This is a genomic window from Janibacter massiliensis (assembly GCF_900289115.1).
GTDB classification, from domain to species: domain Bacteria; phylum Actinomycetota; class Actinomycetes; order Actinomycetales; family Dermatophilaceae; genus Janibacter_A; species Janibacter_A massiliensis.
Map to the genome: position 1 here is coordinate 1514598 of NZ_LT985196.1, position 25520 is coordinate 1540117.

The window sequence follows — 25520 nt, forward strand, 5'->3', positions numbered from 1 at the left end:
GTTAGGCTGGCCGCATGGCTGACTTCGATCTCGTTGTCCTCGGTGCCGGTCCCGGCGGTTACGTCGCCGCCATCCGCGCCTCCCAGCTCGGCCTCAAGGTCGCGGTCGTGGAGAAGAAGTACTGGGGCGGGGTCTGCCTCAACGTCGGGTGCATCCCGAGCAAGGCGCTCATCAAGAACGCCGAGCTCGCCCACACGCTGACGCACGACAAGAAGAAGTTCGGCATCGAGGGCGACGCGACGATGTCGTACGGCCCGACGCACGCCCGCTCCCGACAGGTGAGCGCTGGCATCGTCAAGGGCGTCCACTTCCTCATGAAGAAGAACAAGATCACCGAGATCGACGGCTGGGGCACGCTCACGTCCGCCACGTCGATGTCGGTCGCCACGGACGACGGCTCCACCCGCGAGGTGACCTTCGACAAGCTCATCATCGCCGCGGGTGCGACGACGCGGATGCTGCCCGGCATGGAGGTGAGCGAGAACGTCGTCACGTACGAGGAGCAGATCCTCGACGAGAACCTGCCCTCCTCCATCGTCATCGCCGGCTCCGGCGCGATCGGCGTCGAGTTCGCCTACGTCATGAAGAACTTCGGCGTCGACGTGACGATCGTCGAGTTCCTCGACCGGATGGTCCCGACCGAGGACGCAGACATCTCCAAGGAGCTGTTCAAGCACTACAAGAAGCTCGGCGTGAAGGTCATGCTCTCGACGAAGGTCGAGTCCGTCGAGGACACGGGCGACGGTGTCCGTGTGACCGTCTCCCCGGCGCAGGGTGGCGACAGCCAGGTCCTCGAGGCCGACAAGTTCCTCTCGGCGATCGGGTTCGCCCCGCGCACCGAGGGTTACGGTCTGGAGACCACCGGCGTGCAGCTCACCGACCGGGGCGCGATCGCCATCGACGAGTACTGCCGCACGAACGTCGAGAACGTCTACGCGATCGGCGACTGCACCGCCAAGCTCATGCTCGCCCACGTCGCCGAGGCCCAGGGCATCGTCGCCGCCGAGCACATGACAGGCACCGAGACGATGCCCGTCGACTACACCTTCGTGCCGCGCGCCACCTACTGCCACCCGCAGATCGGCTCGTTCGGGCTGACGGAGCAGCAGGCGAAGGACGCCGGCCACGAGGTGAAGACCGCGAGCTTCCCGTTCACGGCCAACGGCAAGGCGATGGGCCTGGGGGACGCGGTCGGCTTCGTCAAGGTCGTCGCCGACGCGACGTACAACGAGATCCTCGGCGCCCACATGATCGGCCCGGACGTCACCGAGCTCCTCCCGGTCCTCACGCTCGCGCAGAAGTGGGACCTCACGGCGGACGAGGTCGCCCGGAACGTCTTCGCCCACCCGACCCTGTCCGAGGCGGTCAAGGAGGCCGTCGAGGGCATCGCGGGACACATGATCAACCTCTGAGCGCGGCACGACGAGGGGCCCCGGACCGCGTGGTCCGGGGCCCTTCGGTGTACCTCGGGGCGGAGATGTGACCGGCCAGACACCGCTTGTTCTACGCCGTAGACCTACACTGGAGTCATGGTCTACGACGTAGAAGATCAAGCCACGACCCGGCCGACCTCACCCGCGCCCGCGGCGCGGAGCTCCGTCCCCCATCTCGATCCGCTCGTCGCCCGGTACGACCGGCCGCTGCTGTTCTTCGGGCTCGCGACCGGGGTGCCGTGGGTGACGTGGATGATCGCCGGGCTGCTCAGCCGGCGACCCGACCCGCCGATGCCCCTCGTCGCGGCGCTCGGCATGACGGGTCTGCTCGCCCCGATCGTCGTCGCCCTCGGGCTCGCCGCGCGTGACCGCGTCGTCTGGCACGACCTGCTCCACCGGATCGTCAACGCGCGCGACGTGCCGCGCCTGTTCTGGCTCGTCGCAATGCTCCTGCTGCCCGGTGCCCTGATGCTGGGGACGGGGGTCTCCGTCCTCCTCGGCTACTCGCCGGACCAGTTCCACCTGCGCGGCGGGATGTCCTTCACCTCGGGCATGCTCCCGGCCTGGTTCATCGTGGGGTTCGCCCCCGTCGTCGAGGAGCTCGCCTGGCACGGCTACGGCACGGACTCCCTCAGCTCACGGTGGAGCGTGTGGCGTACCTCGCTGTTCTTCACGAGGCCGGTCGTGGAGGATGGCGCGGCATGACCCCTGCGCCGTCGAAGGTCACCCGCGACCAGATCGTCGAGGCCGCGATCGAGGTCCTCGACGAGCACGGCAGCGACGGGTTCTCCATGCGGCGGCTCGGTGACGCCCTCGGTGTCGACCCCATGGCGGTGTACCACCACGTCGCGACGAAGGCCGTGCTCCTCGACCTCGTCGTCGACGAGGTGTGGGCCCGGGTGGCGCCCCTCGTCGACGAAACCGGGTCGGACGATGACTGGCGGGTGGTCGCGGCCAGGCCGGTGCGGGCGCTCCGACGGGTGCTCCTCGACCACCCGAAAATCGTCCCCGTGGTCGCCACGCGACCCGCGACCACGCCGCGGATGCTCGCGATGCTCGATCACCACCTCGGCCGTCTCGCGGCCGCGGGCCTGTCGCCCGCCCACGCGATGCCGCTCCTGGACTGCCTCGTCGCGTTCACCGTGGGCACGGTCCGGGCGGAGGTGCGCGAGCCGGTCGGCGGTCCAGGGGTGCCGCCCGAGGAGGTGTGGGCCGCGCTCACCCCGCAGAGCCACCCGAACCTGGCCGCCGCGCTCGGCGGCGGTTACGACTGGGCACCCGAGGCCCAGTTCGAGACCGGGCTCGCCGCGTTGCTCGGTGGATGGCCCGACCCGGCCGACCCCGGAGACGGGCGCGTCGGCTGACGGCCCGTCGCCGGCGACGGTCGTCGATCGGTAGCGGCGCAGAAACGCGGGGGAAACACGAGCGTCCTACCATCCGCCCATGACGACGCACGCTGTCCGCCGCCTCGGCGTCGAGGAAGAGTTCCAGCTCATCGACCTGGGGACGCGCCGGCTCACCCCGCGCGCCCCGGAGCTCCTGGCGATGCTGCCCGGCCACTACGTGGAGGAGCTGCAGCGCTGCGTGGTCGAGACCAACAGCGGGGTGACCGGCGCGCTCGACGAGCTGCAGGCGGACCTCGCGGACCGACGGCGGGTGCTCGTCGACACGGCCGAGTCCATCGGCGTCGGGGTCGTCGCAGCAGGCTCGGTCCCGCTCGTCCTGCCGTCGGAGATCTCGGTGTCCTCGACCCCGCGCTACCGGCAGATGCTGCAGGACTACCAGCTCCTCGCCCGGGAGCAGCTCATCTGCGGCACGCAGTTCCACGTCGACGTGCGCGACCGGGACGAGGCGATCGCCATCGGCAACCAGCTCACCGGCCACCTGCCGACCCTGCTGGCCATCTCCGCCAGCTCCCCGTTCTGGGCCACGGGCGAGGACACCGGCTACGCCAGCGCGCGCACGCTCGTGTGGAGCCGGTGGCCGACGACCGGGCTGTCCGCCCCGGTCGAGACCGCCGCGGAGTACGACGAGCTGCTCGCCGACCTCGTCGCCGCCGGGGTGATCGTCGACGAGTCGATGGTCTACTACGACCTGCGCGCGTCGCGACACATCTCGACGCTGGAGCTCCGGATCTGCGACTCCATCCCCTCTCTCGAGGCCGTCACCCTCGTCGCCGGGCTCTTCCGGGGGCTCGTGGCCCACGCCGCCGAGGAGCTCGCGTCCGACTCCGCGCGCCCGCGCCCGAACCAGACGGTCCTGCGTGCCGCGAGGTGGCGGGCGGCCAGGTCCGGGCTCGAGGGGGATCTCGTGGACCTCACGGGCGACCGGCCGATGGCCCGTCCCGCGGGGGAGGTGGTCCGGGCGCTCGTCGATCTCGTCACGCCGCAGCTGGAGAAGACGGGCGACCTCGAGCTCGTCACGCATCTCGTGGAGACGGTCCTGCAGGAGGGCAGCTCGGCCTTCCGCCAGCGCCAGACGCTCACCCGCACCGGATCCCTCGAGGAGGTCGTCGACGAGCTCATGGCCGCGACGGCCGGTCGGCGGACGCGGGTCGAGACTGTGACGCCGGGGGCGGTCGGGTACACGCCGCACCCGGGCGCCCCGTGCGACGAGGTGGTGGCCCCCGGCGGGGTCGTCGCCGGGCCCTACCGGCCGGTCGTCGACGCGCTCACCGCCCTCGGGTCTGCCGAGCTGCGGACCCGTCAGTTCCGTGCCGAGCGTGCCGCGATCTTCGAGGGGCTCGTCTTCGGCACCCGGGAGAACAACGTCACCCAGGCCTTCCGCACCGACATCGTGCCGCGGATCATCGAGGCAGACGCGTGGGCCGAGCTCGCCCGGGGGCTGCGGCAGCGTGCGCTGGCGATCAACGCCTTCGTCGACGACGCGTACGGCGCCCGCGAGATCATTCGCGACGGGGTCGTCCCGGCCACGGTCATCGACCAGGCACCCGGGTTCCGGCAGACGGGGGTGGCCCAGGCGCCCGGCGCCGTGCGCACGCATGTCATCGGCTTCGACGTCGTGGCGACGTCCCCCGGGCAGTTCCTCGTCCTCGAGGACAACATCCGGGTCCCTTCCGGGATCGGTTACGCGCTCGCGGCCCGCAAGATGCTCGACACCTTCTTCGAGGACGTCCCCCGCCCGGAGGGCCTGCGCGGGACGGAGGACGTCCTGCCGATGCTGCGCGACACGATGCGCGCCGCCGCACCCGCCCGGTGCGACGGGGAGCCGTCGCTCGCACTCGTCTCCGACGGCCCGAGCGACGGGGCATGGTTCGAGCACCACCGGATCGGGGTGGCCGCCGGCATGGCACTGGTGTCGGTCATCGACCTGGCCGTCGAGGACGGGGTGCTGTACCGGTACGACGAGACCGGCCGGCACCGGGTCGACGTCCTGTATGCCCGCGTCGGTGAGGACACGCTCCTGTCCGGCGTCGGCCACGACGGGGCGGTGCTGCGTACCGGGATCCTCGGGGCGGTCCGGGCCGGCAACCTCACGGTGGCCAACAGCCTCGGGAACGGGGTGGGGGACGACAAGGCCGTGTACGCCTTCGTCCCGTCGATGATCGACTACTACCTCGGCGAGCGGCCCCTGACGCCGCAGATCCCGACGTACCTGTGCTCCGACCCGGAGCAGTGCGCCGAGGTCCTGTCGCGGCTGGACGAGCTTGTCGTCAAGCCCACCGACGGCTACGGCGGTGCCGGGGTGACGATCGGGGGAGAGACGAGCGAGGTCGAGCTCCAGGCGCGCCGCGAGGAGCTGATCCGTCGCCCCGGGGACTTCATCGCGCAGGAGATCGTCCGGCTCTCCACCCACCCCACCTTCGACGGGACGCGGTTCAAGCCGCACCACGTCGACCTGCGCGCGTTCGTCCACCTGCGGAACGGGCCGAGCGGCATCACCGCGCTCGACGTACCCTGCGCCCTGACGCGTGTCGCCGCCGAAGGAACCCTCATCGTCAACTCCTCCCGCGGTGGTGGCGGGAAGGACACATGGATTCTGGGCTGACCCTCGGATCGCAGGACGACGCACCACCCACGCTGGACCGGAGCACCGAGCAGGCCTCGCTCGCCCCCGACGGGCGGTCGGTGGCGCACATCGTCGTCGATGACGGGTACCCGCGGGCGGTGCAGCGTTTCGTCCGGGACGGGCACGCCCTGCACAGCCGCTGGGTCACCCTGCCGGTCGCCGGGCCGGTGACCGCGGTCCGGCACTCCCCGGACAGCCGCTGGCTCGCGTGCCAGGTGGCGCCGGACGCGGGGGTACGGGACGAGGTGTGGCTCGTGACGAACGATCCGGAGGACCCCCGCAGCTGGCCGCTGCGCGTCGCGGAGGAGGCGAGCGTCGAGCTCGTCGGATGGGACGGCTCTCGGGTCGTGCTCGCCGGCGTCCTGCCCGACGGGACGTGCCGCGCCCGGCTCGTCGACCCCGAGACCGGATGCTCGACGATCCTCCACGAGGGTCGCCTCAGCCACGTTCTCGACTCCTGGCGCGGGGACTGTCTCGTCCGGATTGGACCGCGGAGCTACCGGGAGACCCAGCTCGTGCGCGCCGACGGGTCCACCGTCCGCCTCCTGCCGGCGGACCACGGGTCGGTGACGGACCAGGGCGTCATCGTCGACCCTGCGCGGGCATTCCGCCCCGACGCCGGCACCGAGACCCCGGGCTCGCCGGTCGGGACCAGGGTCTTCCTGCGCAGCAACGTCCACGCCGGCACCCACCGTCTCGTCGAGGTTCTCGTCGACGACGCGGGACGCACGACCTGGCGTTCGCTCGTCGAGCGCGCCGGCGCGACGCTCGACGAGTTCGTCGTCAGCGCCGACGGGGAGGTCGCCGCACTCCTGTGGAACCGCAAGGGCCTCTCCGAGCTCGAGCTCGCCCACCTGGGGCGTGGGTCGATCGTCGAGGTGAGACTCGAAGGCGGGACCGCCCGCGACCTGACGATCTCCGGCGACGGCTCGCTCATCGGCGTGACCATCGAGGGCCCCGGCGTGCCCCGTCACGTCGAGCTCATCGGCGGTGACGCGACCGTGTGGGGGCCCGTCGAGCCGGTGCGGGCCAGCACCGGCACCGTCTTCCCCGAGCGTCACGAGTTCACTGCGAGCGACGGCCTACGCCTCAACGGGTGGCTCCACCGCGCGCCCGGGGTCCGTGGCGGCGAGCCGGGGCGGCCCCGCCCGCTGGTGCTCTACTTCCACGGCGGACCCGAGTGGGAGGAACGCCCGAGCGCCAACCCGTACCTGCCCGCGCTGGTGTCCGAGGGGTACTCGGTGTTCGCCGTCAACGTCCGCGGGTCCACCGGTGCCGGACGTGCCTATGAGCACGCCGACGAGGTCCACCGCCGTCCGGACGGGATCCGGGACGTCGCAGACACCGTCGCGTATCTCGTGGAGGCAGGGATCGCCGACCCCGACCGGGTCGTGTGCACCGGGCGCAGCTACGGCGGCTACCTCACGATGGCCGCGCTCGCGTTCTATCCCGACCTGTTCCGGGCGGGCGTCGCCGTGTGCGGGATGAGCGACCTGCGCACCTTCTACGAGCACACCGAGCCGTGGATCGCCGAGGCGGCCCACACCAAGTACGGCGACCCCGTGCGCGACGCTGATCTGCTCGAGCAGCTCTCACCCCTGACGCACGTCGACGCCGTCCGAGCCCCGCTGCTCACCATCCACGGCGAGCACGACACCAACGTCCCGGTGTCGGAGTCGACCCAGATGGTGCAGGCGCTGCGCGAGCGCGGCCGGGTCGCGGAGTCGCTCGTCCTGCCGGGGGAGGGGCACGCCATCGTCATGCACGAGAGCAAGACCCGACTCTGCGCGGCGATGATCGACTGGTTCGACACCCACCTCGCGGACGAGGACACCCCAGCCGAGCACGGCTGAGGACGCGGGTCGCCGGCGGGGCTTCGCCGACGACCGCATCGCCAGCCCGCCTCGGGTCGGCTCAGCCGACGACGGGCCAGAGGCGCTCCGACTGGGCGGTGAGCACGACGACGGGGCACATCGCGGACTGGACGAGCGCGCGCGTCGTCGAGCCGAGGAGGAACCCGGGCACGCCCCGGTGTCCTTGGCTGGCCACGACGAGCAGACCCGCCTCCTGCGACTGCGCCGTGAGCGCCTCGGCGGCGTCCCCCTCGACGGTGACGAGCTCGACCTCGGCCCCGGGGTGGGCGGTGCACAGCTCGGCGACCACGTCTTCCAGCGGCTCGGCCGGCGAGGTGCCGCCGACGTCGGCCTGGACCAGACGCACGGCCCGGCCCTCGGTGGCCGCGGCGCTCACGGCGAGGGCGGCCGCCGATCGGGAGGCGTCCGAGCCGTCGAGACCGACGACGACCCGGCCGTGCGGGTCGAACGACGCGGAGGCCCGGGTCGGGACGACCACGGTGGGTGCGTGCGCGCTCGCGGCGACGTTCCCCGAGACGCTCCCGACCAGGGTGCCCCGCCAGCCGCCGGTGCCCCGCGTGCCCACGACGACGGCCCGGGCCTCCTTGCTCGCCGCGACGAGTGCGGTGACGGGGTGGTGGATCTCGACCCGACCGTCGATCTCGACGTCGGGGAACGCCGCGGAGATCCGCTCCAGCTCGTGCGCCAGGACCGCCCGAGCCTTCTCGCCCAGACCGTCGGCGTCCGGCTTGCGGCCCGGCGGCACCGGCTCGGCGACGACGACGCTCACCGGCGCGTCGACCTCGCGGGCCCAGGTCAGTGCCCAGTCGACGGCGCGCTGCGCGTCGGGCGAGCCGTCAGATCCGACGACGATGGGGCCTTCGCTCATGGGTCGTGCCTCTCCCTACGTTCCTGCCCGCCGACCGGTCCCCGACGGGTCACCCCGAGCCTAGGCGGGCGGTCCGACGATCGGGGGGGTCGTGTCCGATTCGCCTCCGCGATTAGGCCGGGGCGGTTCCGGCCGGTATCGTGGACCACTGCCGTTCGATCGGCCGCGGACACAGAGAGCCCCGGTGAACCAGCCCGGGAGCGCCGCGCAACGAGATCCAGAAGAGGAGCAGTGACCCCAGCATGCCGCTGACCACTGACGTCAAGAAGCAGATCATGGCCGAGTACGGCACGGGCGAGGGCGACACCGGCTCCCCGGAGGTGCAGATCGCGCTCCTGACCCAGCGCATCAAGGACCTCACCGAGCACGCCCGCGAGCACAAGCACGACCACCACAGCCGCCGGGGTCTGCTCCTGCTCGTCGGTCGCCGTCGCCGCCTCCTGCGCTACCTCGAGACGACCGACATCGAACGCTACCGCTCGCTGATCAAGCGACTCGGCCTGCGCCGCTGAACCAGTACGCCGACGGGGCGGTTCCCTCCATGGGAGCCGCCCCGCCGGCGTACCGGGGCACGCCGTGCCCCGCGGGTCCACGACCCGCACCCGGATCACCTGACAGGGTGGTCCTGCACCACCGAAGGAGACCGGCGCACAACGACGATGCGTCCGGTTCGTAGAGAAGACAGAAGGAGGGCCCATGGAGGGTCCAGAGATCATCAGCGCCGAGGCCGTCATCGACAACGGTCAGCACGGCACCCGCACCGTCCGATTCGAGACGGGACGCCTGGCCAAGCAGGCCGGCGGCGCCGTGAGCGCCTACCTCGACGGCGAGACCATGCTGCTGTCGACCACCACCGCGGGGAAGAACCCCAAGGACCAGTTCGACTTCTTCCCCCTGACCGTCGACGTCGAGGAGCGGATGTACGCCGCGGGTCGCATCCCGGGCAGCTTCTTCCGGCGCGAGGGCCGACCCGGCACGGACGCGATCCTCACCTGCCGCCTCATCGACCGGCCGCTGCGGCCGTCGTTCGTCAAGGGCCTGCGCAACGAGGTCCAGGTCGTCATCACCGTCCTGGCGATCCACCCCGACCACCAGTACGACGTCCTCGCGATCAACGCCGCGAGCGCCTCGACCCAGATCTCCGGCCTGCCCTTCTCCGGCCCGATCGGCGGCGTGCGGGTCTCGCTCATCGACGGCCAGTGGGTCGCGTTCCCCAACTTCAGCGACATCGAGAAGTCGACCTTCGACATGGTCGTCGCCGGTCGCATCGTCGGCGACGACGTCGCGATCATGATGGTCGAGGCCGAGTCGACCGAGGCCACCTGGGACCTGGTGAAGAACCAGGGCAAGCAGGCGCCGACCGAGGAGGTCGTCGCCGAGGGCCTCGAGGCCGCCAAGCCGTTCATCCGCGCGCTGTGCGAGGCGCAGGCCGAGCTCGCGAGCAAGGCCGCCAAGCCCGTCGAGGAGTTCCCGCTCTTCCTCGACTACGAGGAGGACGCGTTCGCGGCCGTCGAGGCGAAGGCCAGCGAGCCGCTCGCCGCTGCGCTGCAGATCGCCGGCAAGCAGGAGCGCGAGGACCGCCTCGACGAGATCAAGGACTCGCTCAAGGCCGAGCTGTGCGCCGAGGGTGGCCAGCTCGAGGGCCGCGAGAAGGAGGTCTCGGCCGCCTTCCGGTCCGTCCAGAAGAAGCTGGTGCGCCAGCGGATCCTGCGCGACCAGGTGCGCATCGACGGCCGCGGTCTCGCGGACATCCGTGCGCTCGGTGCCGAGGTCGACGTCCTCCCGCGCGTCCACGGCTCGGCGCTGTTCGAGCGCGGCGAGACCCAGATCATGGGTGTCACGACGCTGAACATGCTCAAGATGGAGCAGCAGATCGACTCGCTGTCGCCCGTCACGCGCAAGCGCTACATGCACAACTACAACTTCCCGCCGTTCTCCACGGGTGAGACCGGGCGCGTCGGCTCGCCGAAGCGTCGCGAGATCGGCCACGGCGCGCTCGCCGAGCGGGCCCTCATGCCCGTGCTCCCGCCGCGCGAGGAGTTCCCCTACGCGATCCGTCAGGTCTCCGAGGCGCTCGGTTCCAACGGCTCGACGTCGATGGGCTCGGTCTGCGCGAGCACCCTGTCGCTGCTCAACGCCGGTGTCCCGCTGCGGGCGCCGGTCGCCGGCATCGCGATGGGTCTGGTCTCCGACGAGGTCGACGGCGAGGCCCGATATGCGGCGCTCACCGACATCCTCGGCGCCGAGGACGCGTTCGGCGACATGGACTTCAAGGTCGCCGGGACGCGCGAGTTCGTCACGGCCATCCAGCTCGACACGAAGCTCGACGGGATCCCCGCGTCGGTCCTCGCCGGCGCGCTCACCCAGGCGCGTGACGCGCGGCTGCACATCCTCGACGTGATGAACGAGGCGATCGACGCCCCGGACGAGATGGCGGACACCGCGCCGCGGATCATCACCGTCCAGGTCCCGGTCGACAAGATCGGTGAGGTCATCGGCCCGAAGGGCAAGATGATCAACCAGATCCAGGACGACACGGGCGCCGACATCTCCATCGAGGACGACGGCACCGTGTTCATCGGCGCGACCGACGGTCCCTCCGCCGAGGCCGCGCGGGCAGCGATCAACGCGATCGCCAACCCGCAGATGCCGGAGGTCGGGGAGCGCTTCCTCGGCACCGTCGTCAAGACGACGACGTTCGGGGCCTTCGTCTCGCTCATGCCGGGCAAGGACGGCCTGCTGCACATCTCGGAGGTGCGCAAGCTCGTCGGCGGCAAGCGGATCGACGCCGTCGAGGACGTCCTCGGCGTCGGCCAGAAGGTCCAGGTCGAGCTCAAGGAGATCGACCCGCGCGGCAAGCTCAGCCTCGCGGCCGTCCTCACCGAGGAGCAGCAGGCGGCGGCCGCGGGTTCGGCCGACGCAGGGTCGGCGGACTCCGGCTCGGACCACGCGGACGACGAGCGCCGCTCCGACGAGGGCCGCGAGGAGCGGTCCGGCGGTCGCAACCGTCGCCGCCGTCGCGGTGGCCGCGGTGGCGAGGGCGCCCAGGGCGGCAGCGACGCCGAGGCCCTCGTCGAGGCGCACGAGGACGGCGCGGCCGCGTCCTCCGAGGACGCCCAGGCCTGACCCTCGGGTCGGCACGACGAGCGCCCCGGACCCCCGCGGTCCGGGGCGCTCGCCCGTTCCCGGGGGATCCTCGACCGTGGTGGGTCAGGCGGGGTGGACGTCGACGAGGACGACGCGGTTCCCGGCGCGGTCCACCCCCTCGGCGAGGGCGTAGACGCGCCCGTCGACAGGCCCGCCGTCCCAGCCCCGCACGCCCCTGAGTCCCTCGTCCTTGAGGCGACGGACGTCGATCGCGTCGTCGTCGCCCTCGTACCCGTCCGGATGCGTCGAGTACGTCTCCTCCGCGTCGGACCCGAGCACGGGCGAGGCGCTCCCGCGGGGGAGCAGGAGACGGGCGGTGAAACCCTCGTCCGCCCCGCGTGGAGCGGCGTAGGCCTGCACCGTCGTGCCGGGCGGCAGGGTGAGCCGGGCGCCCGACGCGACGGTCGAGACGAGCTCGGGCGGGCAGTCGTTCGCGCAGATCGTGCCCGACGGCGCGCTGGGGTCGCCCGCGAGGTAGTCCTCCCACAGACGCAGCGCGCCCGCGCCGAGGACGAGTCCCGCGGTGAGCGTCCCGAGGGTGATCACGACTGCGAGGACCGTCCGGGCCGAGGAACGGCGCGGCGGGCGGGCGGGAGAGGCCGGGGACACGGGTCGCAGGCTAGCGGCACCTCGTTACGCTGACGGGATGACGACAGCAGTGGCGGTGATCGGCGCCTCGGGGCGCATGGGGTCGCAGGCGTGCCAGGCGGTGGAGGCCGCGGACGGCCTCGAGCTGGTCGGGCGGTTCGACGACGGCGACGACCTCGGTGATCTCGGTGGCGCGGACGTCGCCGTCGAGCTGACGGTCCCGTCCGCGTCGCCGGCCAACGTCCGGCACTGCGTCGAGCAGGGCGTGCACGCCGTCGTCGGTACCACGGGGTGGACGCCGGAGCGGCTCGCCGAGCTCGAGACGGTGCTCGCGGGCCACGAGGGCGTCGGGGTGCTCATCGCCCCCAACTTCTCCGTCGGCGCGATCCTCCTCATGCGGTTCGCCCGGGAGGCCGCGCGGTTCTACGAGTCCGTCGAGATCGTCGAGCTGCACCACCCGGACAAGGTCGACGCGCCGAGCGGGACCGCGGTCCGGACCGCGGAGGGGATCGCCCTCGCGCGCGCCGAGGCGGGCCTCGGAGAGATGCCCGACGCGACGACCCACGACCCGCACGGCGCCCGGGGTGCCCGGATCGAGGGTATCCCGGTCCATGCCGTGCGGCTGCGCGGCCTCGTCGCCCACCAGGAGGTCCTCCTCGGCGCCGAGGGCGAGGCGCTGACGATCCGCCACGACTCCTTCGACCGCGCGTCGTTCATGCCGGGGGTGCTCGCGGGCGTCCGCGCTGTCGCGTCCCGTCCGGGCCTCACGGTCGGCCTGGAGCACGTCCTCGACCTCTGAGTCAGGCGACCCCGGCGAGACGCAGCAGGGCGGTGACGGCCGCGGCCCCGACGACGACGGGGACGAACCCCGCCCCGCGCCACAGCAGGACGACCGCGGTCATCAGACCGGCGACCCGGGCGTCGAGCACGACCGCGCCGCCCGGCCCGACGAGCATCTGGGTCGCGACGAGCGCGGAGAGCAGCGCCACCGGGAGCAGCCCGGAGACGGCTCGGGTCCCCCGGCCGGCCACCCAGCGCTCGGGCACGACGTGGCCCAGGAGCTTGACGACGAAGGACGCCACGCTCGCCACGAGGACGGTGGCCCACGTCGTCATGCCGGCGCCCCCGGCCCGCTGCGCTGCTCGACGGGCGTGTCGTCGGGGTCGTCCGGCCGGACGAGGCCGACGACGAGCGCGGCCACGACGGACAGGAGCACCGGCACCCCGGCGGGGACGACCGGCGAGAACGCGAGGGCGAGGACGACGGCGGCGACCGCGGTGACGAGGGCGCGGGCGTGGTGCAGGCGCGACCACAGCAGCGCGAGGAAGGCGGCTCCCGCGGCGGCGTCGAGGCCCCACCGGGTCGGGTCGCCCATCCGTTCGCCGACGAGCGCGCCCACGACCGTCGTGAGGTTCCACAGCACGAAGACCGACGCCCCGGTCCACCAGAACCCGGCGCGCATCGCGGTCGGCGTCGGCTGTCCGAGCCCGACGGCCGTCGACTCGTCGATCGTCAGGTGAGCGCCGAGCAGCCGGCGCGCACCCGAGGCGCGCAGGAACCGGGCCACCTCGATGCCGTACAGCCCGTTGCGTACGCCGAGCATCGTCGACGTCGCGACCGCTGCGGCCCCCGAGCCGCCGGCGCCGAGGACGTTGACGACGGCGAACTGCGACCCACCCGAGAACAGCAGGAGGGACAGCGCCATCGCCTGCGGGACCGACAGGCCGGCCGTGACGGCGAGGGCGCCGAAGGAGAGGCCGTACGACCCGGTCGCCAGGCCGACCGAGAGGGCCTGGCCGCGGATCGCGCGCAGCCCGGTCGCCGTGGCGCCGGGGTCGCTCACCGACCCTCGATCGCGACGACCAGGCGGACCTCGCGCGCGGTCGTCCCGTCCGGCGAGACCACCCGCTCGCGGTGGGCGCCGTCCGGCGCGAAGCCGGCGGCCTGGAGGAAGGCGCGCAGCTCGTCCTGGGTCGTGAGGACCCAGGCGGCCAAGGACGTCGCCCCGGCCTCGCCGAGCACGTCGACCGCGGCGTTGAGCAGGCGCGAACCGTGACCCATCCGACGCGCCTGCGGGTGGACGGCGAGCAGGTGGAGCTCGGCGGCGAGCGGGTCGGCGTCGGGGTCCTGGCTCGGGCCGACCGAGGCGGTGCCGGCGACCTGGGTGCCGGCGGTCGCGACGAGCAGGGTCCACACCCCCGCGGGCGGGGACTCGAGCGACCGACGCCACGTCGCGGCGAAGGCCTGCGGCTCGAAGGTGGCGACGACCTCGGCCGGCAGGACGTCGGCGTAGGCGTCCCGGAACACCTCGGCCTGGACGAGGCCGACGGCGGGTGCGTCGCTCGGGCGGGCCCGACGGACCCCGCCGTCGACGGGCAGGGGCTTGGTCATCGCCCGCGGAACTCCGGCGCGCGGCGCTCGGTGAAGGCCCGACGCCCCTCGACGAGGTCCTCGCTGGCCCAGGCCCGCGCGAAGGCCTCCTCGTACCGGGCGACCTCCGGGGAGCCTGCCGGGGTGTCGAAGCCGATCTTGGACCCGGCCTGGCTCAGCGGGGCGAGCGGGACGGCCCGGTCGGCGAGCGCGAGCGCGTCGTCGAGCCCGCCGCGGACCTGGGCGAATCCGAGCCGCCACGCGTCGTCGGCGTCGAGGACCGCGGCGGTGAGGGCCATGTGGCGTGCCGCGCCCTCGCCGAAGAAGCGCGCGACCCGATCGATCGTCCAGTGGTCGACCATGAGGCCGAGCTTCGCCACGGGCACCGCGAACCGCGCGCCGTCCTCCACGACCCGCAGGTCGCACGCGACGGCCAGCTGCATGCCCAGGCCCATGCACGACCCGGAGATCGCCGCGATCGTCGTCAACGGGACGGTCGAGAGGCTCGCGAGGACCTCGGCCAGGCGGCGGGTGAACGCGACGTCCTCGAGCTCCTTGAGGTCCGCTCCGGCGCAGAAGTGACCGCCGGCGCCGGTGAAGACGAGAGCGCGGGCGCCGCCGTCGACGGCCTCGGCGACCGCGGCGTCCAGCTCCTCGAGCGAGGTGTGGTCGATGGCGTTGCGCCGCTCCTGGCGGTCGATCGTCACGAGTGCGACGCGGGGGTGGTCGGGCAGGTCGGTCTCGAGCGTGATGGCCACGACCGCACCCTACGGGGATGGCGCCGGCCGGTCATGGCAGCGTGGTGGTGTGCCCCTCCTCGCCCCGACCCCGCGCCGGCCGCGCTGGCACCGACTCGTCGTCTCTGGGGTCGAGTCCGCAGGCCCGGATCTCGTCATCGTCACCTTGGACGTCCCCGAGGAGGCCCGGGATGCCTTCATCCGGTACGACGCCGGGCAGTACCTCACGGTCCGTGTCGACACCCCGGGCGGGCCGGCCTCGCGGTCCTACTCGATCGCGACGGCGCCGTCCGCGGCGCGAGCCACCGGGCGCATCCGGATCGGCGTGACGGTCGTCCCCGGCGGGCAGGTCTCCCCGCTCGTCGCCCGGTGGGCTCCCGGCACCGACGTCGACGTGCTCCCGCCCCTGGGCGACCTCGTCCTGACGCCACGGGCGCGGGGCCCGGTGCTCGCCATCGGGGGCGGCAGCGGGATCACCCCCGTCGTCGCGATCGCGGGGGAGTGGGTGGAGACCGGCCGCGACGGGCGGCTCACGGTCGTGCACGTCGCCCGGGACGACGAGCGCGCGATGTTCGCCGGAGAGCTGGCCGCCCTCGCGGAGGCCCACGCGGGCAGCGTCGAGCTCCTGCCGGTCCGCACGGCGGTGCACGGGTGGCCGACGGAGCAGTCGCTGCGGCGGCTCCTCGGGGACCGCCTCCGTGGTGGTCCGGTGCTCGTCGCCGGGCCCGAGGGCCTCGTCCGTGTCGTCGAGGCGGCCGCCGACGGCCCGGTGCTCTCAGAGGTCTTCCACGGCGGCCACCCCGACTGACCGGGCGTGTCAGCGTCGGACGTAGCTGACGTAGGCGAACCCCTCGTGCTCCTCGCGGCGGGTCTCCTCCCACTCGCCCCGGTCCCACGGGGGGAAGAACGCGTCCGCCTCGGGGGCGTCGTCGACCTGGGTCAGCTCCATCCGGTCGGCCCACTCCAGGCCCTGGGCGTAGATCTCGCCGCCGCCGAAGAGGAAGACCGTCCCCGCGCCGGCGATCCCGAGCGCGTCCGGCAGGGAGTGCGCGACCTCGACGCCGGGGTGGGACCAGCCGGGCGAGCGGGTGACGACGACCGAGCGCCGGTCGGGCAGCGGCCGACCGATGGAGTCGAACGTCTTCCGTCCCATGACGAGCGTGTGGCCGGTCGTCAGTTGCTTGACCCGGGGCAGATCACCCGGCAGGTGCCAGATGAGCCCGCCGTCCCGGCCGATCGCCCCGTTCCGTCCGACGGCGGCGAGGACGACGAGCTCCTGGCCGGGCACGGCTCCCACGGCGGCCCCCTCAGACCGCGATCGGGGCGCGGATGGTCGGGTCGGCCTCGTACCCGACGAGCTCGAAGTGCTCGAGCTCGTAGGCGTCGATCGAGTCCTGCCGGGTGATCCGCATCGTCGGCAGCGGCTTCGGCTCGCGGGTCAGCTGGAGCCGTGCCTGGTCGAGGTGGTTGCGGTAGAGGTGCGCGTCGCCGAGGGTGTGGACGAGCTCGCCGGGCTCGAGGTCGGTCTGCTGGGCGATCATCATCGTCAGCAGCGCGTAGCTGGCGATGTTGAAGGGCACGCCGAGGAAGACGTCCGCGCTGCGCTGGTACAGCTGGCAGGACAAGCGCCCCTGCGCGACGTAGAACTGGAAGAGCGCGTGGCACGGCGGCAGGGCCATGTCGTCGACGTCCGCGACGTTCCACGCCGAGACGACGTGGCGCCGGCTGTCGGGGTTCGTCCGGATCGAGTCGACGACCTTCGCGATCTGGTCGACGGAGCGCCCGTCAGGGGTCGGCCAGGACCGCCACTGGTGCCCGTAGACGGGGCCGAGATCCCCGTTCTCGTCGGCCCACTCGTCCCAGATCGTGATGCCCCGCTCGTGCAGCCACGCGACGTTCGTGTCGCCCCGCAGGAACCACAGGAGCTCGCCGATGATCGAGCGCAGGTGCAGCCGCTTCGTCGTGAGGACCGGGAACCCGTCGGCGAGGTCGAACCGCATCTGGTGGCCGAAGACGCTGCGGGTCCCGGTGCCGGTCCGGTCGTCCTTGTCGACGCCGTGGGTGAGGACGTGGTCGAGCAGGTCGAGGTAGGCGCGCACCCCCCGCACGCTATCCGAGCGCCTCCGCGGAGCGCCGGACCGCCCGGGATAGCCTGTCGGCCATGTCCCAGCCCTCCGCAGCCCCCGCACAACCGCCGTTCGGGCGCGTGCTCACGGCCATGGTCACCCCGATGCTCCCGGGCGGCGAGGTGGACCTCGACGGCGTCGACGCGGTCGTCGAGCACCTCGTGGCGACCGGCCACGACGGCATCGTCGTCAACGGGACGACGGGGGAGTCGGCCACCCTCAGCAGCGACGAGAGCATCGCCGTCGTCGAGCGCGTCGTCGCGACGGCCGCCGGTCGGGCGAAGGTCGTCGCGGGCGTGGGCTCGAACAACACGGCGCACGCGGTCTCGATGGCCGGCCGGGCGGCGGCGGTCGGCGCCGACGCGCTGCTGCTCGTCTCGCCGTACTACAACAAGCCGACGCAGCGCGGGCTGCTCGCCCACTGCCGCGCGGTCGCCGACACGACGGCGCTGCCGGTCATGCTCTACGACATCCCCGGCCGGACGGGCATCCCGTTCGCGACGGAGACCCTCGTCGCGCTCGCCGAGCACCCCCGGATCGTCGCGGTCAAGGACGCCAAGGGCGATCTCATGGCGGCGACCGAGGTGATGAACCGCACGGACCTCCTCTTCTACTCCGGTGCCGACGAGCTCAACCTGCCCTACCTCGCGATCGGCGCCGTCGGCGTCGTCAGCGTCGTCGGGCACGTCGCGGGCCGGGAGTACCGCGAGATGCTCGAGGCCACCGACCGCGGCGACCTTGCGGCCGCGCGGGCGATCCACCGCCGGCTCGCGCCCCTCGTCGACGCGATCATGACGACCTCGCAGGGCGCGATCACCGCGAAGGCTGCGCTCGTCGAGCTCGGCGTCATCGACCACGCGGCGGTCCGCCTCCCGCTCGTCGAGTCCGAGGAAGCCGAGCTCGCGCGGGTCCGGGCCGGCCTCGCGGTGGTGGGTCTCGCGTGAGCCACCCGCACCCCGAGCTGCCCCTGCCGCCCGCCCTGCCCGCCGGCGGGCTGCGCGTCATCCCGCTCGGCGGTCTGGGGGAGGTCGGGCGCAACATGGCGGTCGTCGAGCACGACGGGCAGCTGCTCGTCATCGACTGCGGCGTCCTCTTCCCCGACGACAGCCAGCCCGGTGTCGACCTCATCCTCCCCGACTTCTCCGCGATCGAGGACCGGCTCGAGGACATCCAGGCGATCGTCCTCACCCACGGTCACGAGGACCACATCGGTGCGGTGCCCTACCTCCTGCGCCTCAAGCCCGACATCCCGCTCGTCGGGTCGCAGCTGACCCTCGCGCTCGTCGAGGCGAAGCTCAAGGAGCACCGGATCACGCCGTACACCCTCGCGGTCCGTGAGGGCGACCGGGAGCGGCTGGGTGTCTTCGACTGCGAGTTCATCGCCGTCAACCACTCGATCCCCGATGCGCTCGCCGTCTTCGTCCGCACCCCGGCCGGCACGCTGCTGCACACCGGCGACTTCAAGATGGACCAGCTGCCGCTCGACGGTCGGATCACCGACCTGCGGGCCTTCGCGCGGGTCGGTGAGGAGGGGGTCGACCTCTTCCTCACGGACTCGACGAACGCGGAGGTGCCGGGGTTCACCGCGCCGGAGAAGGACATCCAGGCGGCGATCGACGCGGTCTTCCGCGCCGCCGAGCGGCGAATCATCGTCGCCTGCTTCTCCAGCCACGTCCACCGGGTCCAGCAGGTCCTGGACGCCGCCGAGCGCAGCGGGCGCAAGGTCGCGATGGTCGGTCGGTCGATGGTCCGCAACATGGGGATCGCCGCCGACCTGGGGTACCTGCGGGTGCCGGACCGTGTGCTCGTCGACGTGAAGAAGCTCGACACCCTGCCCGACGACGAGGTCGTCCTCATCTGCACCGGCAGCCAGGGCGAGCCGATGGCCGCGCTGTCCCGGATGGCCAACCGCGACCACCGGATCGACGTCGGCCAGGGGGACACCGTCCTGCTCGCGAGCTCGCTCATCCCCGGCAACGAGCACGCCGTGTACCGCGTCATCAACGGGCTCATGCGACTCGGTGCCGAGGTCGTCCACAAGGGCAACGCCAAGGTGCACGTCTCGGGCCACGCCAGCGCCGGCGAGCTCCTCTACTGCTACAACATCGTCCGGCCGCGCAACGTCATGCCGGTGCACGGCGAGTGGCGGCACCTCGTCGCCAACGCCGATCTCGCGATCGCCACCGGCGTCCCCGCGGACCGGGTCGTCCTCGCCGAGGACGGGGTCGTCGTCGACCTCGTCGACGGGGTGGCGCGGGTCGCGGGCGCGGTGCCGTGCGGGTACGTCTACGTCGACGGCTCGAACGTCGGGGAGGCGGACGAGGACCTGCTCAAGGACCGCCGCATCCTGCGCGACGAGGGCTTCGTCTCCGTCATCGTCGTCGTCGACTCCTCGACCGGCTCGATCGTCGCAGGCCCGCACATCACGGCGCGCGGCGTCGCCGAGGGCGAGGAGATCTTCGAGCAGGTCCGCCCGCGGATCCTCGAGGCGCTCGCCGAGGCCGCCGCGAAGGGTGTCGGCGACCAGCACCAGCTCCAGCAGGCCGTACGGCGGGCGGTGGGAGGCTGGATGGGCGGGAAGATCCGGCGCCGCCCGATGATCATCCCGGTCGTCATCGAGGCCTGATCCCCCTGTATCGCTACGACTGGCGCGCGTGAGATACGGTGTTGCCGCCTAGCCAGAACGGCTCGGCGTGCGAGAGCGGCGAGGAGTCCGCTGGTCGGGAGGGCCGAGAGTTGACTGCGTCCACGGGTGTGTCGCGACGATCTATCGCCAAGGGCGCGGCGTGGGCGACCCCGACGATACTCGCGGTAGGGATGGCGCCCGCTTACGCGACGTCGCCCCGCTGCTTCGTCACCACGACGATCGACTGGGGCACTCCTCAATACACGCGAACGAGCGCCACCGGTGGGACCTACACGACGGCGGATCCGGATGGTTCTTCTGGCTCGCTGCAGCCCCTGACCTTGACTGTCCAGAACACATTCCTCGGCAGTAACACGCAACTCGGCAGCCAAAACTTCAATGGAAGGTCGAAGCCGAATAGCTGCAACTGCAACCGCAATCTCGATGTCACCACCGGTACGGTCGGGGGGACGACCTCCCGGGGCCTGAGCCTGCACCAGTCGCCGAAGGTCGACAGTTCAAAGACCTCCACCCGCACGAACGCCAACAAGTCGATCACGACCTTCACCTTCAGCGAGTCGGTGCAGAACCTCTCCTTCACCATCACGGACATCGACTCGGCGACCCGCGACTTCGTCGACGCCGTGGCCATCAGCGGGGCGTCCTACTCCGGTGTGCTCGCCGACTCGACCTACCTCCAGGGCGACGGGTCGGTCGGCAACCCTTGGCGGGGGAAGGTCGTCCAAGCCCTAGACGACGCTACCTCCAATTGGGGAAACGTCACTGTGACCTTCCCGGAGGTCACGTCCTTCCAGCTGCACTACTGGAACCAGCAAGATTCGTCGAGCCCTGATATCGACGGTGACCAGGGCATCTACCTCACCAATTTCAGGGTGACGTACAACGCCTGCCCCTGAGCTTGCGGCCCCCCGAGAGCCTGACCTTCAGCCAGTCTGTGACTGCGACCGGGCGACCCAGAACCGGTCGCAGACCTCGGGGACGGGCCCGTACCACCGGACCGTCCCCATGGTTTCCGGCACGACGGACCCGTCCCTCATCGACGTCACGTCCGGCTCGCGAGCTCCCGCACCGCAGCGACGAGTTGACCGCGCGAGCAGGGCGTCGACAAAGATGTGCGCGCAGAACTTCCCATCCCGCACCCCGATGCCGTAGTCCTCGGAGAGCACCCGCGAGACGCCCTCGGCCTGCCACCCGTCGACGGTGAAGGACACGACCGGGGCGCGCTCGTGCGTCGGCCCGAAGATCGACAGCCGCCGAGCCGCCGGCGCACCTGGCCCTGCGCCCACGGCAGGAAGGTCGGGTGATGGTCCGAGTCGTAGACGAAGACCGGTGCGCGTGTGGTCCGAGTGAACGGTGTGACGATCACCTAGGCTCGCGCCATGGCCAGCCGTTCGTCGAGCACCGCGCGCCCGAAGCAAGGTGCCCGCGCGTCCGCCCGTGGTTCCGGTGCGAGCGCGCGTCGCTCGACCGGCGCCTCCACCCGTCCCGCCACCCGCAAGAAGCCGGTGAGCGCCGCCAACCGGAAGAAGCCTTCCGGCGGCGGCGCCGCTCCGCTGCCGGTTCGGGCGATCCAGGGAGCGTGGCTCGGCGTCGCCCACGCGACCGGCTCCGGCATCCGCAGGATCGGCAACGACGCCCACGACCTGCCGCCCGAGCATCGCCGGGACGGGGCCGGTCTCTTCCTCGTCGCACTGGCACTCGTTGTCGCCATGCGCGAGTGGTGGGGCCTGCCCGGGTTCTTCGGGGACCTCGTCCACGTCGTCGCCGCCGGGACCTTCGGGCGCGTCGCCTACGCCCTCCCGATCGCCCTCCTCGCCTTCGGGCTGCACCTCTTGCGGTCGCCCGACGAGACCGAGCAGGGGTCTCGCCTGCGCATCGGCGCCGCGATCCTCGCGTTCGCGGTCTGCGGCCTGACGCACGTCGCCAAGGGGATCCCTCAGCCGCCGGACGGCTCGGGCCCGATGCGCGACGCCGGCGGGATCATCGGCTTCCTCGCCGCCGATCCGCTGGCCACGGCGCTCGGTTCCGGTGGGGCCGTCGCGCTCCTGATCCTGCTGCTCCTCTTCGGCGCCCTCGTCCTGTCCGGGACGCCGTTGCACCGGGTCCCCGCGCTCGTCGCCTCCGCGGCGGGTCACCGGGCCAGCCGCCCGGGCGCCGGGGAGGACGAGCCGCAGGAGGCGCCGTCCGCGGCGGTCACGGCGGCCCGGCGCCGCGCGCGGCGGGCCGCCGAGATGTCCGAGCAGGCCGAGCAGGACCGGACCGGCGACGTCGCCTACGACCAGGCGGCCGAGGTCGACCGCGACGCGGTCGGGGAGACCCCCGTCCCGCCGGGCGCGACGGCGGCGGGCACGCGGAAGAAGGGCCCGCGCCCGGGGGAGAAGCGGCCGACCGCACCGGGCGTGCTCGCCCCGGGCGCCACCGCGGCGACGAAGCGCGAGTCGGTAGCCGACGACACGACCGTCCTGGAACCCCCGCCCACCACCCAGCTGCCCCAGCGCGTCGAGCAGCTCGCCCTCGCCGGCGACGTGACGTACACGCTCCCGGACAGCTCCGCGCTCAAGCCGGGCGCCCCGCACAAGGAGCGCTCCGAGGCCAACGACCGCGTCGTCGAGGCCCTCACGGGGGTGCTCGACGAGTTCGGCATCGACGCGCACGTCACCGGGTTCCAACGCGGCCCGACGGTGACCCGGTACGTCGTCGAGCTCGGGCCCGGCGTCAAGGTCGAGCGGGTCACGGCGCTGAGCAAGAACATCGCGTACGCCGTCGCATCGGCCGACGTGCGGATCCTCAGCCCGATCCCCGGCAAGTCTGCCATCGGCATCGAGATCCCCAACGCGGACAAGGAGATGGTCTGCCTCGGGGACGTCCTGCGCAGCGCCGTCGCGCGGAACAACGAGCACCCCATGGTCATGGGCGTCGGCAAGGACGTCGAGGGCGGCTACGTCATCGCCAACCTCGCGAAGATGCCGCACCTGCTCGTCGCCGGGGCGACGGGCTCGGGCAAGTCGAGCTTCGTCAACTCGATGATCACCTCGATCCTCATGCGCTCGACCCCCGACGAGGTGCGCATGATCCTCGTCGACCCCAAGCGCGTCGAGCTCACGGCCTACGAGGGCATCCCGCACCTCATCACGCCGATCATCACCAGCCCGAAGAAGGCCGCCGAGGCCCTGCAGTGGGTCGTGCGCGAGATGGACACGCGCTACGACGACCTGGCCCAGTTCGGCTACCGCCACGTCGACGACTTCAACAAGGCCGTGCGGGCGGGCAAGGTCGAGCCGCTGCCGGGGTCGGAGCGGACGATCCAGCCCTACCCCTACCTGCTGGTCATCGTCGACGAGCTCGCCGACCTCATGATGGTCGCGCCCCGGGACGTCGAGGAGTCGATCGTCCGCATCACCCAGCTCGCCCGGGCCGCCGGCATCCACCTCGTGCTTGCGACGCAGCGGCCCTCGGTCGACGTCGTCACCGGCCTCATCAAGGCCAACGTCCCGAGCCGGATGGCGTTCGCGACGTCCTCGCTCGCGGACAGCCGCGTCGTCCTCGACCAGCCGGGGGCCGAGAAGCTCCTCGGCCAGGGCGACGCCCTGTTCCTGCCGATGGGGGCGAGCAAGCCCATGCGCGTCCAGGGCGCGTGGGTCACCGAGTCGGAGGTCCACGAGGTCGTCACCCACGTGACCGCCCAGCTGAAGCCGACCTATCGCGAGGACGTCGCCGTCGAGGCCCCGAAGAAGGAGATCGACGAGGACATCGGCGACGACCTCGACCTGCTGCTCCAGGCGACGGAGCTCATCGTCACCAGCCAGTTCGGGTCGACCTCGATGCTCCAGCGCAAGCTGCGGGTCGGCTTCGCCAAGGCGGGGCGGCTCATGGACCTGCTCGAGTCCCGCGGCGTCGTCGGTCCGTCCGAGGGCTCCAAGGCGCGCGACGTGCTCGTCCGCCCCGACGACCTACCCACCACCCTCGCCCTCCTGCGCGGCGAGGACGTCCCGACCCCGGCGGAGCCGGACGGTGCAGCGGCGGCGGACGAGGCTGATGGGGATGGCGACGGGGACACCCGCGAGGTCCCGACCGGCGGTCGGTACGCCGTCGACCCGATCGGGACCGACATCCCCGTCGACGACGACGACGAGTCCGAGGACGCCTGGGCCCTCACGGGCCGGGACTGACCGCCTCGACGATGTCGGCGACGAACTCCTCGACCTCGCTCAGCCCGACGACGGGGCCGCCCGCGAGAAGTCCGTCGGCCCCGAGCAGGACCGCGCCCGGCGCGGCGATGCGGAAGCCAGCGGTGACCTGCCCCTGAGGGTCGCGAAGGGTCCGCCCGGCGAGCTCGGGATGGCGCTCGACCGCGTCCGCAACGGGTGTCGTGACGACGATCTTGAGCTCGACGGGCCCGAGCTGCTCGACCCAGGTCGGCACCCGGGTGGCAACCTGCCCGCACGGACCGCACCCGGGGTTGACCATGACGAGCAGCTGCGCGGCAGCAAGCGGCAGCTGACGCAGGGCGACGAACGTCCCGTCCTCGTCGACGAGCACGCCGTGAGGGATCGGTTCCCGCACGTAGTCGAGATCGTCCTCGTCGACCCGGGGCGGGGCCACCGCGGACCGGGCCGGTTCGATCGGCCGGCTCGGGGCGGCGCCGGGTGCGTCGAGGACCAGACGGGTGAGCAGAGCGACGGCCGCGGCGCCCACGACCCACCACGCGCTGCTCCAGCCACCGTCGAGCACCCGCTGAAGCGGGCTGGAGCCGGCGACGGACAGCCAGAGGGCCAGACCCGCGACGACGACGAGCGCCGCGTTGCGCCACGCGGTGCGGCGGGTCACCGTCCCCATCCCGAGCTGGCCGAAGCACCCGCACGTCACCGGGTGGTCGAAGCCGAGGGCTCGGACGATGACCGCGAGGTAGACGAGCATGAGGACGAACACTGCCGCGGCTGCGGCCACCCCCGCCCACCCCGGCAGGAGCAGCAGCGCGAGCGCGAGGACGAGCTCGCCCCACGGCAGGATCCGAGGCGCGCCGATCCGCTCGAGCCAGCGCGGCAACCGCAGCTGGGAGAAGGCCGATCGGGTGGCGGCCGGGGCGCGGAGCTTGGCGACGGCGCTGACGAGCAGGACGCCAGCGATGGCCAGCGGAGCAAGGACGAGAGCCGGGGTCATGAGGGTGAGGATCGCAGAGTCGTCACGTGAGGAGGATCGCTGACCACGCGCCGACGAGGAGGAACGGGCCGAAGGGGATCGGGTCCTTGCGGCCCACCCGACGGGTGGCCACGAGGACGATCGCGACGAGGCCGCCGAGGAGGAACGCGTAGAGCGTGCCGCGCAGGACATGACCCCACGAGAGCCAGCCGAGCGCGAGTCCGAGGGAGGGAGCGAGCTTCGCGTCGCCCATGCCGATCCCGGCGCCGCCGAGGACGAACGCGGGTACCCCGTAGGCAAGGAGCAGGACGAGGCCGGCGAGGACCGCCCTCAGGAGCCGGTCGGAGCCCCCGCCGAGGGCGGCCGCGGTCGCGAGGAGGACGAGCATCGCGGGGAGCAGGCGATAGGTGATCGCGTTCGGCAGGCGGTGCTCGCGAAGGTCGATCGCGACGAGTGGGACGGTCGCCACGGCGAGGACGAGGTAGCCCGCGGTCGCGAGCAGCCCCCACACCGAGGGGTGGAGGAGCGCGTCGAGGACCGGCACGCCCGGGAGTCTAGGTCT

The 25520-nt window shown here is 72.4% G+C and carries 24 protein-coding genes; 13 read left to right on the forward strand and 11 right to left on the reverse strand.

All coding sequences use genetic code 11. From position 1 onward, the window contains the following. Positions 1-14: 14 nt before the first annotated feature. From lpdA to DAA34_RS07450, 5 genes are all read left to right on the forward strand, one after another. Positions 15-1412, forward strand: coding sequence for a dihydrolipoyl dehydrogenase (lpdA, locus tag DAA34_RS07430; protein ID WP_106818278.1), 1398 nt, complete (start codon positions 15-17; stop codon positions 1410-1412). 117 nt (positions 1413-1529) lie between these two features. Then, the gene (locus DAA34_RS07435; RefSeq protein WP_106818279.1) at positions 1530-2138 is read left to right on the forward strand and encodes a hypothetical protein; all 609 of its coding nucleotides are present in this window, start codon (positions 1530-1532) and stop codon (positions 2136-2138) included. Next, positions 2135-2797 (forward strand): TetR/AcrR family transcriptional regulator, encoded by a 663-nt coding sequence (locus DAA34_RS07440; RefSeq protein ID WP_106818280.1) that lies wholly within the window; start codon positions 2135-2137, stop codon positions 2795-2797. Before DAA34_RS07435 ends, DAA34_RS07440 begins: the two co-directional genes overlap by 4 nt. Before the next feature lie 79 nt (positions 2798-2876). Continuing rightward, positions 2877-5441: a carboxylate--amine ligase/circularly permuted type 2 ATP-grasp protein gene (locus tag DAA34_RS07445; RefSeq protein WP_106818281.1), complete on the forward strand. Its 2565-nt coding sequence runs from the start codon at positions 2877-2879 to the stop codon at positions 5439-5441. Further along, positions 5426-7315, forward strand: coding sequence for a S9 family peptidase (locus tag DAA34_RS07450; protein WP_106818282.1), 1890 nt, complete (start codon positions 5426-5428; stop codon positions 7313-7315). The genes DAA34_RS07445 and DAA34_RS07450 overlap by 16 nt, the downstream gene beginning before the upstream one ends. 61 nt (positions 7316-7376) lie before the next feature. On the opposite strand, the gene DAA34_RS07455 is transcribed toward DAA34_RS07450, so the two are convergent. Next, on the reverse strand, positions 7377-8204 hold the full coding sequence (locus DAA34_RS07455; protein ID WP_106818283.1) for a universal stress protein: 828 nt from the start codon (positions 8202-8204) through the stop codon (positions 7377-7379). A gap of 242 nt (positions 8205-8446) precedes the next feature. Here DAA34_RS07455 and rpsO point away from each other — a divergent pair, with 242 nt between their 5' ends. Both rpsO and DAA34_RS07465 read left to right on the forward strand, forming a co-directional pair. After that, positions 8447-8716, forward strand: a complete 270-nt coding sequence (gene rpsO / locus DAA34_RS07460) for a 30S ribosomal protein S15 (protein WP_106818284.1) — start codon at positions 8447-8449, stop codon at positions 8714-8716. A 184-nt stretch (positions 8717-8900) separates the two neighbouring features. Next, entirely contained in the window at positions 8901-11330 is a 2430-nt protein-coding gene (locus tag DAA34_RS07465) for a polyribonucleotide nucleotidyltransferase (protein ID WP_106818285.1), read from the forward strand. An 84-nt stretch (positions 11331-11414) separates the two neighbouring features. Here DAA34_RS07465 and DAA34_RS07470 read toward each other — a convergent pair whose 3' ends face one another. Beyond that, complete coding sequence (locus DAA34_RS07470; protein ID WP_158707667.1) at positions 11415-11960, reverse strand: hypothetical protein; 546 nt, start codon at positions 11958-11960, stop codon at positions 11415-11417. Between the two features lie 37 nt (positions 11961-11997). Here DAA34_RS07470 and dapB point away from each other — a divergent pair, with 37 nt between their 5' ends. Further along, complete coding sequence (dapB, locus tag DAA34_RS07475) at positions 11998-12738, forward strand: 4-hydroxy-tetrahydrodipicolinate reductase (RefSeq protein ID WP_106818287.1); 741 nt, start codon at positions 11998-12000, stop codon at positions 12736-12738. 1 nt (position 12739) lies between these two features. Here the strand turns inward: dapB and DAA34_RS07480 are convergent, their stop codons facing one another. The 4 genes from DAA34_RS07480 to DAA34_RS07495 are packed head-to-tail and all read right to left on the reverse strand — an operon-like array spanning position 12740 to position 15067. Continuing rightward, the gene (locus DAA34_RS07480) at positions 12740-13054 is read right to left on the reverse strand and encodes an AzlD domain-containing protein (protein ID WP_106818288.1); all 315 of its coding nucleotides are present in this window, start codon (positions 13052-13054) and stop codon (positions 12740-12742) included. Further along, complete coding sequence (locus DAA34_RS07485) at positions 13051-13782, reverse strand: AzlC family ABC transporter permease (RefSeq protein ID WP_106818289.1); 732 nt, start codon at positions 13780-13782, stop codon at positions 13051-13053. Before DAA34_RS07485 ends, DAA34_RS07480 begins: the two co-directional genes overlap by 4 nt. Then, positions 13779-14330: a GNAT family N-acetyltransferase gene (locus tag DAA34_RS07490; protein WP_106818290.1), complete on the reverse strand. Its 552-nt coding sequence runs from the start codon at positions 14328-14330 to the stop codon at positions 13779-13781. Before DAA34_RS07490 ends, DAA34_RS07485 begins: the two co-directional genes overlap by 4 nt. Then, positions 14327-15067, reverse strand: a complete 741-nt coding sequence (locus DAA34_RS07495) for an enoyl-CoA hydratase-related protein (RefSeq protein WP_234354160.1) — start codon at positions 15065-15067, stop codon at positions 14327-14329. The genes DAA34_RS07490 and DAA34_RS07495 overlap by 4 nt, the downstream gene beginning before the upstream one ends. Before the next feature lie 49 nt (positions 15068-15116). Between DAA34_RS07495 and DAA34_RS07500 the strand changes: the two genes are divergently transcribed. Beyond that, positions 15117-15854 (forward strand): ferredoxin--NADP reductase, encoded by a 738-nt coding sequence (locus tag DAA34_RS07500; RefSeq protein WP_158707668.1) that lies wholly within the window; start codon positions 15117-15119, stop codon positions 15852-15854. 9 nt (positions 15855-15863) lie between these two features. On the opposite strand, the gene DAA34_RS07505 is transcribed toward DAA34_RS07500, so the two are convergent. Together DAA34_RS07505 and DAA34_RS07510 are read right to left on the reverse strand one after the other, a co-directional pair. Then, positions 15864-16343 (reverse strand): dihydrofolate reductase, encoded by a 480-nt coding sequence (locus DAA34_RS07505; RefSeq protein ID WP_199847438.1) that lies wholly within the window; start codon positions 16341-16343, stop codon positions 15864-15866. 10 nt (positions 16344-16353) lie between these two features. Further along, positions 16354-17145 carry a thymidylate synthase gene (locus tag DAA34_RS07510; protein ID WP_106818292.1) on the reverse strand — a complete coding sequence of 264 codons (792 nt, stop codon included), beginning with the start codon at positions 17143-17145 and terminating at the stop codon, positions 16354-16356. 62 nt (positions 17146-17207) lie between these two features. On the opposite strand from DAA34_RS07510, the gene dapA reads away from it, so the two are divergent. From dapA to DAA34_RS12135, 3 genes are all read left to right on the forward strand, one after another. Next, positions 17208-18116, forward strand: coding sequence for a 4-hydroxy-tetrahydrodipicolinate synthase (dapA, locus tag DAA34_RS07515; protein ID WP_106818293.1), 909 nt, complete (start codon positions 17208-17210; stop codon positions 18114-18116). Continuing rightward, on the forward strand, positions 18113-19798 hold the full coding sequence (locus DAA34_RS07520; RefSeq protein WP_106818294.1) for a ribonuclease J: 1686 nt from the start codon (positions 18113-18115) through the stop codon (positions 19796-19798). The genes dapA and DAA34_RS07520 overlap by 4 nt, the downstream gene beginning before the upstream one ends. Positions 19799-19989: 191 nt before the next feature. Further along, entirely contained in the window at positions 19990-20715 is a 726-nt protein-coding gene (locus DAA34_RS12135; RefSeq protein ID WP_158707669.1) for a hypothetical protein, read from the forward strand. A 27-nt stretch (positions 20716-20742) separates the two neighbouring features. Here DAA34_RS12135 and DAA34_RS07535 read toward each other — a convergent pair whose 3' ends face one another. After that, positions 20743-21105: an aminotransferase class V-fold PLP-dependent enzyme gene (locus tag DAA34_RS07535; protein WP_158707670.1), complete on the reverse strand. Its 363-nt coding sequence runs from the start codon at positions 21103-21105 to the stop codon at positions 20743-20745. Positions 21106-21198: 93 nt separating this feature from the next. Here DAA34_RS07535 and DAA34_RS07540 point away from each other — a divergent pair, with 93 nt between their 5' ends. Next, entirely contained in the window at positions 21199-23988 is a 2790-nt protein-coding gene (locus DAA34_RS07540; protein WP_106818298.1) for an FtsK/SpoIIIE family DNA translocase, read from the forward strand. On the opposite strand, the gene DAA34_RS07545 is transcribed toward DAA34_RS07540, so the two are convergent. Together DAA34_RS07545 and DAA34_RS07550 are read right to left on the reverse strand one after the other, a co-directional pair. Beyond that, positions 23972-24979, reverse strand: coding sequence for a MauE/DoxX family redox-associated membrane protein (locus DAA34_RS07545; RefSeq protein ID WP_158707671.1), 1008 nt, complete (start codon positions 24977-24979; stop codon positions 23972-23974). The two genes, DAA34_RS07540 and DAA34_RS07545, sit on opposite strands and share 17 nt — an antisense overlap. Before the next feature lie 22 nt (positions 24980-25001). Then, positions 25002-25502, reverse strand: a complete 501-nt coding sequence (locus DAA34_RS07550) for a prepilin peptidase (RefSeq protein WP_158707672.1) — start codon at positions 25500-25502, stop codon at positions 25002-25004. Between the last annotated feature and the right edge of the window lie 18 nt (positions 25503-25520).